This window comes from Candidatus Poriferisodalis sp. (genome assembly GCF_965198245.1).
Classification (GTDB): Bacteria; Actinomycetota; Acidimicrobiia; order Acidimicrobiales; family Poriferisodalaceae; genus Poriferisodalis.
The window spans coordinates 1,415,055-1,427,267 of the sequence record NZ_OZ240249.1 but is presented as its reverse complement, the minus strand read 5'-3'; the positions used below and the strand labels follow the sequence as shown (position 1 = coordinate 1,427,267).

The 12,213-nt window shown below is 65.7% G+C and carries 11 protein-coding genes, 2 tRNA genes, 1 pseudogene and 1 other annotated feature; of the genes and pseudogenes, 8 read left to right on the top strand and 6 right to left on the bottom strand.

Features of this window, described 5'->3' with window-relative positions; genetic code table 11:
• Positions 1-18 precede the first annotated feature (18 nt).
• The gene (locus ACOCMM_RS06600; RefSeq protein ID WP_419552388.1) at positions 19-291 is read left to right on the top strand and encodes a hypothetical protein; all 273 of its coding nucleotides are present in this window, start codon (positions 19-21) and stop codon (positions 289-291) included.
• 137 nt (positions 292-428) lie between these two features.
• Here the strand turns inward: ACOCMM_RS06600 and ACOCMM_RS06595 are convergent, their stop codons facing one another.
• The 3 genes from ACOCMM_RS06595 to ACOCMM_RS06585 form a co-directional block, all read right to left on the bottom strand.
• Complete coding sequence (locus ACOCMM_RS06595) at positions 429-1,160, bottom strand: nucleotidyl transferase AbiEii/AbiGii toxin family protein (protein WP_419552387.1); 732 nt, start codon at positions 1,158-1,160, stop codon at positions 429-431.
• Positions 1,157-2,146: a helix-turn-helix domain-containing protein gene (locus tag ACOCMM_RS06590; protein ID WP_419552386.1), complete on the bottom strand. Its 990-nt coding sequence runs from the start codon at positions 2,144-2,146 to the stop codon at positions 1,157-1,159. The genes ACOCMM_RS06595 and ACOCMM_RS06590 overlap by 4 nt, the downstream gene beginning before the upstream one ends.
• Positions 2,147-2,538: 392 nt before the next feature.
• Positions 2,539-4,434, bottom strand: a complete 1,896-nt coding sequence (locus ACOCMM_RS06585) for a cell wall-binding repeat-containing protein (RefSeq protein ID WP_419552385.1) — start codon at positions 4,432-4,434, stop codon at positions 2,539-2,541.
• A 524-nt stretch (positions 4,435-4,958) separates the two neighbouring features.
• Here ACOCMM_RS06585 and ACOCMM_RS06580 point away from each other — a divergent pair.
• The 3 genes from ACOCMM_RS06580 (at position 4,959) to ACOCMM_RS06570 (ending at position 6,451) form a co-directional block, all read left to right on the top strand.
• Positions 4,959-5,162 (top strand): hypothetical protein, encoded by a 204-nt coding sequence (locus tag ACOCMM_RS06580; protein WP_419552384.1) that lies wholly within the window; start codon positions 4,959-4,961, stop codon positions 5,160-5,162.
• Positions 5,163-5,220: 58 nt separating this feature from the next.
• Positions 5,221-5,652: a hypothetical protein gene (locus ACOCMM_RS06575; RefSeq protein ID WP_419552383.1), complete on the top strand. Its 432-nt coding sequence runs from the start codon at positions 5,221-5,223 to the stop codon at positions 5,650-5,652.
• A 118-nt stretch (positions 5,653-5,770) separates the two neighbouring features.
• Complete coding sequence (locus tag ACOCMM_RS06570; protein ID WP_419552382.1) at positions 5,771-6,451, top strand: hypothetical protein; 681 nt, start codon at positions 5,771-5,773, stop codon at positions 6,449-6,451.
• Positions 6,452-7,389: 938 nt separating this feature from the next.
• Here the strand turns inward: ACOCMM_RS06570 and ACOCMM_RS06565 are convergent.
• The 3 genes and pseudogenes from ACOCMM_RS06565 to ACOCMM_RS06555 form a co-directional block, all read right to left on the bottom strand.
• Positions 7,390-8,649: pseudogene (locus ACOCMM_RS06565) on the bottom strand (IS3 family transposase).
• Positions 8,233-8,347 (bottom strand) — a sequence feature (AL1L pseudoknot). (Overlaps the previous pseudogene by 115 nt.)
• A 267-nt stretch (positions 8,650-8,916) precedes the next feature.
• Positions 8,917-8,990: transfer RNA gene (locus ACOCMM_RS06560), tRNA-Val, on the bottom strand.
• A gap of 44 nt (positions 8,991-9,034) precedes the next feature.
• Positions 9,035-9,105, bottom strand: a tRNA-Cys gene (locus ACOCMM_RS06555).
• A 156-nt stretch (positions 9,106-9,261) separates the two neighbouring features.
• Here ACOCMM_RS06555 and ACOCMM_RS06550 point away from each other — a divergent pair.
• The 4 genes from ACOCMM_RS06550 (at position 9,262) to ACOCMM_RS06535 (ending at position 12,193) form a co-directional block, all read left to right on the top strand.
• Entirely contained in the window at positions 9,262-10,431 is a 1,170-nt protein-coding gene (locus ACOCMM_RS06550; RefSeq protein WP_419552381.1) for a DEAD/DEAH box helicase, read from the top strand.
• 123 nt (positions 10,432-10,554) lie between these two features.
• Positions 10,555-11,766, top strand: coding sequence for a homoserine O-acetyltransferase MetX (gene metX / locus ACOCMM_RS06545; protein WP_419554831.1), 1,212 nt, complete (start codon positions 10,555-10,557; stop codon positions 11,764-11,766).
• The gene (locus ACOCMM_RS06540) at positions 11,763-11,972 is read left to right on the top strand and encodes a hypothetical protein (RefSeq protein WP_419552380.1); all 210 of its coding nucleotides are present in this window, start codon (positions 11,763-11,765) and stop codon (positions 11,970-11,972) included. The genes metX and ACOCMM_RS06540 overlap by 4 nt, the downstream gene beginning before the upstream one ends.
• Positions 11,969-12,193 (top strand): hypothetical protein, encoded by a 225-nt coding sequence (locus ACOCMM_RS06535; protein ID WP_419552379.1) that lies wholly within the window; start codon positions 11,969-11,971, stop codon positions 12,191-12,193. Before ACOCMM_RS06540 ends, ACOCMM_RS06535 begins: the two co-directional genes overlap by 4 nt.
• The last annotated feature ends 20 nt before the right edge of the window (positions 12,194-12,213 follow it).

Below are 12,213 nucleotides of genomic sequence, written 5' to 3'. Positions count from 1 at the left end.
CCTACCCGAAGTTCACGCGTGGAGCTGCGGTTCAGCGAGAATCTCCGCCTGAGCTATGTCACCTTGCGGGACCGTGCATTCGTCGTGACTGACGGCGACGTCTTGAGGGCGCAACGGATTGACAAGCCGAGCAACATCGGTTGGCGAATCACGGTGCAGCCGGACGGCAACGGTGATGTGGCCGTTGTCCTTCCTGTCACGACTGACTGTGGAGCGCGTGGGGCCATCTGCACCCAGGACGGCACGAAGCTCTCGAGCCGGATCGAACTGGCTGTTCGCGGCTCGGGCTGACCCCGGCGGACCCGCACCGGCAACAGCGTGTGGGTGCCCGAAACTCGGTGGAGGCGTCGGCCGGGCTTCAGCGCGCAAAGTGTGCCTGCTGCCGGCGTCGGCTGTGCACAGCCGGCCTGATCAAACGGCCGCTCGCGCTAGCTGCGAACACGCTGAGCTGAAGCGGCCGCCGAAGCGCTGACGGTCTGGTCGCGCATCTCAGCGATGCGGTCGCGCAGCGCGGGCACCCGAGCTTGCAGGTGGTTCAGTGCGTCGTCACGCCGGTCGTCGTAGGCGGGATCGCTCGGCAGGGTGCCGGGACTCTCCAGCAGGCGGATGATCTCTTCGAGAGCGCGGGGCGGGTGGGTGTATCCGAACCGCTTGCAGTAGTACCCGAGCCCGGCTTCGAGGCTGCACGCCTCGGACTGATCCATCGCGGCAAGATCCAAGTAGTCGCGCAGCTTGGGCCGGAATCTGATCACGTCGAGCTTCGCGGCCATCAGGTCCGGAATGGACCCCACCTTCATGCCTTCGACAGTTATGCCCGCAGCTACCCATCGCATCCGTGAGGGCTCCACACCGTTCGAGGGCAGAGCGCGGAATATGTCGACTCTCACGCCGTCGACGAAGCCATGGAACATGTTGTCGGAGACCTCGTCGATCACCACGCTGGAGGCCGCTGCGCGCAGGCGCTTCTCTTGCGCTGTGCCTGAGAACTTGCGCAGTGTGATGACATCGAGATCCTCGGAGACTCGGTGGCGCAGATGGATCGCGACAGCTGTGCCTCCCATGAGGGCACCGCCGACGCGGTTCGCGCAGTCCGCAACATGAGGCCACACACGTCGCAGGTTCTCGGGCAGCACGTCGGCCCACGCGTCGAGTCCGCTCATGGCGCAACTGCGCGTCGGGCGATCTCGCCGTCGAGCAGTTCGGCCCTCAAGCCGGTGTCGAAGCCCCGCAGTGCGCGGCACTCTTGCAGCACCCCGGTCGGCAAGGCTGAGAGCGCCCACGCTCGCGCGCACGGATCGCGTCCGCCGACCAGCGTCTCGGCGATGTGCAGACCGTGCTGCGAGATCCTCAGCGTGTCAGCGGAGGCACCCGACCAGAAACTCCGCCAGAAGCGCTGGGGAACCTCGTCGTCGGTCTCGATGGGCCGCTGCGTCGGCACGTCACGCAGAAACGACAAGACCTCCATGCAGCCGTCCGACCACGACAGTGACCACACCGTTGCCTGTCGCAGTTCGTAACCGTGCTGGATCGTCGACTTGGTGCTCTCAACCCAGCCGCGTTGCTCTAGGGCGGCGATACAGCGCAGCGTCTGGGAATACGACACGCCGGCGAGCTGGGCGATCTTCGCCGCGGTAGCGCCGAACGGCCTGGCCCTCAGTGCGTTGAGAACCGACTTGGACCCGTGGCTCAGCGTCGGAAGCGGGCTGTCGGTGGCCCGCAGCGTAGCCGGCAGCGGCTCGATCTGCCACGGGTCTCGCGTCGGGTGAGGCTGCGGCCCGTTGCACAGAAGATGGCGCAGCCGCTGCTCGGTGGATCGGGATTTCACGGGCCCGAGCAAGGCAGCGATCTTGCGTGCGGTGACCCGTGAGACGCCGATCTCCTCTGCGACGCTCGAAGCCGAAGGATCCTGCAGCTCGGCGACAGCGACCCAGGCCGAGGGGGAGAGTTTCGTGGAATGGATCGCGGTACTGGAGGTGACGGTGAATCGTCTGCGGCAGTCGCCGCAACGCCAGATGGACCACTTGGCGCCGGCACCAACGCTCTGGTCCGAACAGCGCACGCTGCCGCACACGGGGCAAGTCGGAGACCCTTGCCATCTCGCATCGATCAGGAGCTGTTCGGCACGCTCGCGTTCAGTGATCGCCATATGGCCATGATACTCGCTGGTGGGCAATTTTGTTTCCTATGCGAACCAGAGAGAGGGTCCGAACGCCGAACAACATCGGCCTGAGACTGACGGAGCGCCACCAGATGGAGAGCGTGGCTAGGTTCGAGGAGTGCGAGGCAGTAGTCCGACCGACACCATGCCGAGGGAGCGCCATTTCCCACCCGATTCCGGTCGCTCCTGGGCCGGACTGTTCCCAAAACTCTGGCGGTATCGCAGCTGTGTGCTCAACGGTGAGGCCGGTGCCGTCCCCGGACGGAGTCAGGGGTACTCCACTGAGCCTCTCTGGCCATTGCACGGGCTCCGACCCTTGCGAGGATTGAGCCGTGACAGATCGGCTACGGCCGGAGCAGGACCCGTTGAGTTGCGTGACGTCAGTGGTCGGCGAGAATGTCTCGGGCTGCTTCGACGGCGGTGTCGGTGCGGGTTTGACCGGTGATGCGCCGCACGTCGGCTCCGGTGGGTGCAGCGTCGGTGATGGCTTCCCGAACGTCGTTGCTGACTGCGGCCCTGCCTCCGACGATGATGACCTGGCTGGGCCGGTAGTCGCGGATAAGCGCCGCTGTGGCTTCGGGCAGTGTGCCCGGTGCGGTGTAGGCGACTGCGGAGTTGTCTGTGGCGGCTGCGAGCGCTGCGGCGACGCCGATATCGGGCGGGGACCAGCCGTTGGCGATCACCAGGGTGATGCCGTCGGGCGCGTCGGCGGGATTGCCGAGCACGCGCCGGGCTGCTTCGGCGGCGGTGTGGATGCGGTCTGTCCCGGTGAGCCGTGACACGCTGGCATCGGTGCCTGCCGCGGCTGCGATCTGGGAGGCCGCGTCGTCGCTGATCGCAGCGGTGCCGCCGATCATGATCACCTCCGCCACGTCGTAGTCGCGCAGGAGCGCAGCGGAAGACTCAGCCAGGATGTCGCGCTGGGTATAGAGCACCGCGGCGCGTCCGCTGCGCGCAGCCAGTGCTGCCGCAGCGCCGATGTCGGGCGGGGACCAGCCGTTCGCCACAATCAGCGTGACCCGGCCAGCCTCAGAAAGGTTGCCCAGGACCCGCCGTGCCACGCTCGCGGCCGTATCAGCACGATCCGCCCCAGTGATGCGCGCAATGTCGGACTCGGGTGATGCGAGACGGATCTGGGTGCAGACGTCACGTGACACCGCGGCGATCCCGCCCACGATGATCACCTCAGCCGGGGACGCCTCCCGCAGCAGCAGCCCCAACTCCGACGGCAACTCGTCGCCTGCGGTGTAGGTCACCACCGCGCTGTCTGTTCGGGCCGCGAGCACCGACGCCGCTCCCACATCGGCAGGGCTCCACCCGTTGGCCACCACGATGGTCGCGGCCCCCACATCCACACCGCCTCCGCTGCCTAGGCAGCACACGCTCAGACCAAGCGACTGCCCCGCCAGCACGTTCGTCAACCTGAAAGGAATGCACCCCGACAGATCATTGCCCGACAGGTCAAGCTCGGCGAGGCTGGTGAGGTTGCCGAGCTCGTCCGGAATCGAACCCGACAACTCGTTGTCGGACAGGTCAAGCTCGGCGAGCTTGGTGAGGTTGCCCAGCTCGGGCGGAATCGAACCCGACAGACGATTGCTGCCCAGCCAGAGCGATTCGAGGTGGGTGAGGTTTCCCAGTTCGGGCGGAATCGAACCCGACAGTCGATTGCCGGGCAGCAGGAGCTCTGTGAGGTTGGTGAGGTTGCCCAGCTCGACCGGAATCGAACCCGACAGCTCATTGTCGTACAGCAACAGCGTGTCGAGGTTGGTGAGATTGCCCAGCTCCGGCGGTATCGAGCCCGTCAGCTCATTGTCGGACAGCCACAGCTTGTCGAGGTTGGTGAGATTGCCCAGCTCCGGCGGTATCGAGCCTGACAGGTCATTGCTGGACAGTGAGACTTCGGCTACGTGAGCGTAGGTGCGGGCGATCTTGATGCCGTCCCATCTGAACATCGCCACATCAGGGCTCCAGTTCAGGGTTGCCTGGGTGCTGTCGCCAATGAGGATCGGCTTGGCGGCGAGCAGGATGTTGCAGTCGGCGATGAGTCCGGCGTTGGTGGTGGAGTTCGACACAGCGGGAGTGCCAGAGCAGGGGCTGTGCTCGACCTGAGCCGAGGCGTTCGCGCCCAGCCCGAGAACTGTCGCCAAGGCGATCACAAGAGCCGACGCAGACACGGCGATCACGAACCCGCGTCTGCGGCCGGCTCGACGGCGGCCGTGATGCTGTTCGGCGTCGTTCGCGGTGCAGGATTTGTTCCCGGGTGGGCGGTGGCTCATGAGGGGCTCTTTGCTGACGCGGCTGTTGTCGCGCTCAAACTCGCGAACAAGCCCGGCGTGGCTTGTTTGCGAGTTAGCACTTTAGGTCCTCTGACCTGCGGTTTCGCTCGCCCGATGGTCCGCCCAAAAGGGGGGCTCCACATTTGAAACGGGGGGTACTCCACATTTCGGATCCACCCTCCTAGGACGCTTCCGCGCCCCCTCGGAACAGTGTTTGTGCAGGTCAGGGCTGCATTTTGCAGCGTATCGCCATGATGAGAGGCGTCCGCCTCGCCGTTACGCAATGCCTTCGACACCCGCTGTGAGCGGATTCGTGCTGAATTCTGCCCCTCTGACGGGTTACAGCAGCAGTCATTTGCGCTGGTCACAGCGTCACAGGGGCAAATGTGGAGCCATTTTGAAGTAGATGCTTCGAACAGCGGGTTCGCCCATGGCTCGGCTCATCGGCAGTGGTGCAAGGCGGGTCGGAGGTCATGGAACCTGTCGGGGAGAAAGTGACCGAGGGCCGCCGGTAGTTTCTCGGCGTGGCGACCTACGAGGCTTACCGAGGGCTGACGCTGCCGGAAGCCGTGCTGGAGCTTGTCGAGCAGGACGGCAACGAGCGCACCCGCCACCTGAGCCGGTCCGTCCCGCAGCGCAGTGTCGATCGTCGATTCAGTGTCGTCTTGTCGCCACGCCATGATGCACGTGAACGGGCACCCAGCGCGGCGCCGGGAGACGAGACTTGAGTCGTACGCCTCTTGGACTGCCTCAACTCTGCAAGTTCACAACCTCGGCATGGCCAACATGAGAAGAATCGCGGGTTCCCGGATTCGGAGGATTGCCCTGCTCGGCGCGTTGGTCGCCTTCTTGGTCGCGATGTTGCTGGGTGAACGGCTCAACGTCGTCGAATTCGCGTTGCTGCTGATCGGAACGGCCGGCGCGACGGCCCTCGGACCGAGTATCGCCAGTGAGGCACGGCGCCCCGGCAGCCGCGGCTCGCGCGACGACTGGGCAGCGCTGCGAGCCTCGCCGCTGCGAGGCATCCCCCGGGGCATTCTGATCGTGCTGCTCGCAGGCTGGGCTGTCACCGCTGGTGTGGTCCTGCTCGCCTATGCAGGATCGATGTCGGTTCCGTTGCCTTTCGACGGCGCTGTGTCAGGCGGAGTGCTCTTGATAGCCGGCCTGCAAGTCTCATTGACCGTGTGGCTTTGGATGCGACGGCGCCGCCAAACCTGAGCGCTCCGGGCCGTTGTTAGGGATCTTTGTGCAGGTCAGGCCGCCGCGGCCGCGATGATCTTCCTGTTGGTCCGGTGCTCCATCTGAGTTGACGTCTGTGCACTGCGATACTGGCGACATGAGGGGCGCAGGCGCTTGGACACGCCTGCCGCGTCTTTGGAGCCTGGTCATCGGCATCACTTTTCTGGTCGTCCTCGCGGCAGCCGGGATCGCTGTCGGCATCTCGCTGCGCTCCGACGAGCAACGGGATGCGGCGCCCGCGTCGATCCTCCCCGATCACGACTGTGTGGCACTAATAGGCCCTGAGCCGTGGATCACGCTGCACGCGAACTCCGAGCCGCAGTACTGCGTGGTCGTCGCAGAGTTCCAGAGCGTCCAGGTGTGGAACAAGGGCATGGAGCCCATGACGGTCGACTGGCCCGACGGAGAACGCCAAGTCGCCGTTGACGATCACTTCGATACCGGTCCCATAGGGGAAGTCCTTCAAGTCGGCCCTAACGAGATCGCCGCCGCGCCCTTCGTTATGCCCACGATCTGGCTGCTTGCAGAGTCGCTCAGCCCGACGTCTGGAATCGAGGCAACCGACGACGGCTTCGGCCCCGTCCGCGTCGGCATGACCCTCGACGAGGCAAGCGCCGAACTCGGCCTTCGACTGGAGACGGTCGAGCCGGTACCGGGGCCAAATCGCTGGATCGCGGCGGTGCACGGCGATCCCTATTCGCCGACATTCCTCTCTGAGGGATCAGGCGACGGCACCAGCGTCATTGTCGAGATTCTCTTGCACGGCCCTCACAGATAGCCGGCCTGCGTGGCGGGTTCTGCCCGATCGAGCGGCAGGGGCGACACCGCTCTGCGAGGCTCCCCGAACCACGACACCACGACCAGGCCGCAGATCGACCCAACCGACGAGCCGCACACCCCAGCAGTGGTCCATTTGATACCGGCAACGAGAGCGGCCAACCTCCCGGCGACGGCATTCGCTCTGGCTCTGAAGCGCCGCCTCGTGCCGGACGCTGTTCCCTGCGGTGGGTCCCACGTCGGCGAAGCTCCGAGCGGATGCTGCCAGCGCGTCGGGCTGCTTCGTCAAGGGTGGACGCGGCACCGCCCCCTAGCCTCACGACGTCGCCTTCGTCGTCGACAGCGAGGCCGGCATAGATCAGAACCTCGTTGAGTTCGGCCATGCGGCGTGCGTGCTGAGGCCGATTGTTGCGGTACCGCACCGGGGCCATCGTCCTGTTGATGAACGCCACCAGGCTCTTGCCGTTGCCGTGCTTGTTCTGGTGCGCAGCCAAGGCATTAGAGATGCGATGCCGCTTGGTGATCCCCGGACTCACATTCAGGACCCTGATCTGTGCGAGAGCCTGATCAATCTCGGCCCCCGACAGTCCCTCGACGGTCTCGCCTAGCACGTCAGCGACGCCCTGGATGACGTCAGCCTCAAATGGAGGGACAGAAGTCGGTGCCACGGGCGGAGCGTAGGGCGCAGCCGACATACGGCCGCGCAAGCCCAATGCCCGTCCGTGACTCAACAACCCGAGTCTCTACAAGACAGTGAAGATGTGCGCGGGGTGATTCAGTCACAAACAAGCCCGGCGTGGCATATTTGCGAGTTAGGGCTTCATGTCCTCTGACCTGCGGTTTTGCTCGCCCGACGGTGCGCCCAATAAAGGGGGTCCACATTCAAAACGGGGGGTACTCCACATTTGAGATCTGAACCGCGCTGGCTTTGTTGGAGACTCAGGGGTTTGGTTTTCCAGCCCCGGTTGGGGTGGTCTTGTGGGCAGCGTAGAACGCTGCTTCGAATTCTGCGGGCGGGGTGTCGTCGCAGTGGCCGTGGAGCCGCTGCTCGTTGAACCAGTGCACCCAGCCCAAGGTGGCGAGTTCGAGCTGGTCGACGTCGTCCCAGCCGTGTGTGTCGGGCCCGTAGGCGCATTCGGCCTTGTAGAGCCCGTTGGTCGTCTCGGCCAATGCGTTGTCATAGGAATCGGCAACGGTGCCGATGCTGGGGCTGGCCCCGATCTCGTCGAGGCGTTCGGTGAATCGCAGCGACGTGAATTGCGACCCCGCGTCGGAGTGTGCCACGAGCCCGACCAGGCGGCGGCCGCCGCGTGAGCGGCGGGCCATCTCGAGCGCGTCGAGGACCATCTCGGTGCGCATGTGCGAAGCGACGCGCCACCCCACGATGCGGCGGCTGAACGCGTCCACGATGAAGCACACATAGGCCATGCCTGCCCGGGTCGCGACAAAGGTCAGATCGGTCACCCACAACGCATCGGGCCGATCAGCAGTGAAGTCGCGGTTGATCAGGTCGGGCGCCCGAACAGCGTCCCGATCGGGGCGGGTGGTGAACATCTTGCGCCGCCGGCTGACGCCGCGTACGCCCAGCTCACGCATCAGCCGGGCGACCTGGTCCCGGCCGATCTCATGACCGGCCCGCCTGGCGGCCTTCCACAGCTTGCGTGCCCCGTAGACCTTGCGGTTCGCGACCCACAGCGCCAACAGAATCTGCATCCACACCGCGTCGCGAACCGCTCGCGCCGACGGCTCGCGCTGGCGGCGCTTGGCCGCGTAGTACGTGCTCGGGGCCACCTGCAACGCAGTGCAGATGGGCTCGACCCCGAGCTCGCCACGATGGGCGTCGACGAACGACACCGTCACCTCTGTGGGCGGTCGAGCCCCTTACGCGAAGAAAGCCGACGCCTTGCGCAAGATCTCGTTCGCCCGACGCAGCTCCCGGACCTCGGCCTCCAACGCCTTGATCCGCTCAGCGTCCTCGCTGCTCGCACGAGGCCTCAACCCAGCATCGATCTCGGCCTGGCGCACCCACGACCGCAGCGACTCCACCCCGATCCCCAGCTGGGCCGCGACCCGCTTCACCGTCCCGTGATCGGTGCCCAGCTCCTTGCGGAGCTGACGCACCGCACGCACAGCACGCTCCTTTTCCGCCTCGCTGTACCGACGCGTCGTCGGCTTCCCAGGCGACATTTCATGTGGCATGACTCCATCCTCGTATCCAAGATCAGGAGTCTCCAATAAACAGTGAAGATGTGCGCGGGGAGTGGGCCGTCGACATCCTCGATGGTCGATGCTGCGAGCAAGATGCCGAGTTCGGTGCCGTTCATGCCATCGCCGAGCACTTTCGCCACCTTCTCGACGAACGACGGCGAGAAGCACGGAATCTCCTGTCTTGCCACGCTCAGAGCGTAAAGGGCACAAGTTCAGCGAAGCGAAGCGAAGCGAGGCGTTGCGCAAACAAGCCCGGCGTGGGCGATACAGGATTCGAACCTGTGACCTCTTGCGTGTCATGCAAGCGCGCTAACCAACTGCGCCAATCGCCCGAAAGGGTTTCAAACGGTAGCACTGCGGGTGCAGTGCACAGCCGAGGCGGAGACCGGATTCGAACCGGCGTACACGGCTTTGCAGGCCGCTGCCTAACCACTCGGCCACTCCGCCCGAGTCCGGGTGAGGGTACCGTCCGACGTGCGCGGGGTCGCCCGCCGTACACTCGTCCGCCAAGGCAGTTCGCCGCGTGGCCTCACTGCCCAGCGTTGTCGCACGAGTCGTCGCGACGTGCGCACCTCGCGGGTCACGCCCTCTGAAGAGATTTTCGTGACAACTTTTAGTGAACTCGGCGTACCTGCGCCCATGTGCGACACCCTGGCTGACCAAGGCATCACCGAGCCGTTCGCCATTCAGGAATTGACCATCGGCGAAGCACTCGCCGGCCGAGACGTCTGCGGCAAAGCCAAGACCGGCTCCGGCAAGACGCTGGCATTCAGCCTGCCGATGCTGGCGCTGACCCCCCGCGCCGCCGACGGCCATCCCACAACCCTCATGCTCACGCCTACCCGCGAACTGGCCAACCAGATCGCTGCCGTGGTCGAGCCCTTGGCCAAAGCCGCCGACCTGCGGTCAATCGCCACCTACGGCGGCACCAACCTCGACCGGCAGATCGAGCTGCTCGCCGGTGGCATGGACATCGTCATCGCCACACCCGGCCGGCTCATCGACCTCATCGACCGCGGCGCCGTCAACGTGTCGGGCATCCAACGGGTGGTGGTGGACGAAGCCGATCGCATGGCCGACATGGGGTTCTTGCCGCAAGTCGAATGGGTGCTGCGCCACATAGACGGTCAGCATCAGACGCTGCTGTTCTCGGCGACGCTCGACGGCGTCGTCGACACGCTGGTCAAGCGGCACCTGCGGGACCCGGTGTTCCACGAAGTGACCGAGCGGGAGGTGACCGTCTCGGAGATGGGTCACGTGTTCATGTCCGTGCACAAGATGGACCGGGTACGGGTCGCAGCGCGCATCATCGAGGCGAACGGCCGCACATTGCTGTTCACCCGCACCAAGCGAGGTGCCGATCAGCTCACCCGCGAGCTGCGAGAGGCCGGGGTTGATGCCGGCGCCATTCACGGCGACCTGCCCCAGATCAAGCGTGAACGTGCGCTTGCGAACTTCGCCAAAGGCAAGCTGGCTGCCCTCGTCGCCACCGACGTCGCCGCCCGGGGACTGCACATCGACGAAGTCGATGTCGTCGTTCACTACAACGTGCCGCCCGAGCACAAGACCTACCTTCACCGCTCGGGCCGTACCGCTCGGGCGGGACGCGGCGGCACCGCGGTGACGATGTTTCTCTGGGACGAAGAACTCGAAGTCCGCCAGCTTCAGCGCCGGCTGGGGCTGCGGCTGCCCTTGCACGACATGTTCTCGAACAATGAACGCCTCGACGACCTCCTGGCGTTCGCCGCCAGCAGCGACAACCTCGGCCGCTGAAATCCGCTTTAGACGGGCGGGAACCGACCGGTACCCTTGCCATTCCAGCGGCAGACTGGCCACTGGACGAAGGCCCCTACCGACGAAGGCTCAGCTGTGGACAGTGCGAGGCGCGCAAGCGCCCTGAGCGACGATGCGGCGCCCTGGCCGCTGCCCGCCTCGGGTGCATGGCACCCGGGCCTTGGCGCGGCCGAGCGGCAGTTCTTCGAGCTGTCACCGGATCGACCGTTCACGCTGGAAGGCGGCGGCACCCTGCAGGTCCCCGTGCTGGCGTACGAGACCTGGGGTGCCCTCGACGCCGACGCAGCCAACGCAGTGCTGGTCTGCCACGCGCTGACCGGCGACGCCCACGCGCATGGCCTCGCGCATCCGCCGTCGCAACCCACCCAAGGCTGGTGGAACGACTTCATCGGTCCCGGCCGCCCTCTCGACACCAACCGGTACTTCGTGGTGTGCGTCAACGTGCTCGGTGGCTGCCAAGGCAGTACCGGCCCGTCGTCGGTGAACCCGGCCACCGGCGAGCGTTTCGGGCCCGACTTTCCCGTCGTCACCAACCGCGACATCGTGCGGTCACAGTGGGCGCTGGGCCGCCACCTCGGCATCGACCGCTGGCTCTCAGTGGTCGGCGGCTCGATGGGCGGCATGACCGTGCTGGAGTGGGGCATCACCTATCCCCGGCGGGTCGGCTCGCTGGTGGTGATCGCGTCCACCGCCGAGGCCTCGGCACAGCAGATTGCCTGGAGCAAGGTCGGCCGCCAGGCAATCCTGGACGATCCCAAGTTCAGAGACGGCCGCTACTACGACGCAGCCGACGGGGACGGACCGCATCGAGGCCTTGCCAATGCACGGCGCATCGCCATGATCCACTACCGTTCCGGCGACGAATTCGACCGCCGGTTCGCCCGCCACAGCGAGGATCCGGTGCTGCCCCTGCGGCTTGAGCAACGCTTCGACGTCGAGAGCTACCTCGACTACCAGGGCGCAAAGTTCGTGCCCCGCTTCGACGCCAACACCTACCTGGTGCTGAACAAGCTGATGGACCTCCACGATGTCGGCCGCGGTCGCGGAGGCATCGATGCAGCGCTGGGCCGCATCGTCGCGCCGACCATGGTGATGAGCGTTCGCACAGACTTCCTGTATCCGCGGCCCCAGCAGTTGAGGATCGTGGAAGCATTGGCCCGCCGCCCGACGGTGCGAGTCGAACACGTCGACATCGACAGTGACAACGGCCACGACGGCTTCCTCACCGAGCCCAACCAGACCGGACCGCCGATGGGCGAGTTCATCGACGACGTCTACAAGAGCGATGCGGGACCCTCGGGGGCAACCCGTTGACCACCAGCGCCGCGGCGCTGCTGGCCGAAGTGCACACCAGCGTGCCGTCCGAGGCCGTCGGATCAGGCTTAGGGGTGTGGTGGCTGCTCGTGTCGCTGCTCGGCTTGGTCACCGTGGCATGCGGCACGGGATTCGTGCTGTACCTGCGGCGGACGGTCCCGCAGCAGTGGCAAGGTGAAGAAAGCACCGTAAGGGGGACCCCATGAGCGAAACCTTCGATCCCCAAGAAGTGATCGCCCGCTTCGCAGAGCGCGCTCAGGCAGTGCGCAAGCGAAACCTGCCCGCCGTCGGCGGCGAGGAGCGACGACACTTCATCCGTCAAGCCGAGCTGGACTTCATGGACTACGCGATGATCGGCGACGCCGAGGCGACGCTGGTCGACGGGATTTTGACCCTGCGCATCGACTTGCGCTCCTCCGGGGAATAGCAGCGTTTCTCAGCCGCTCG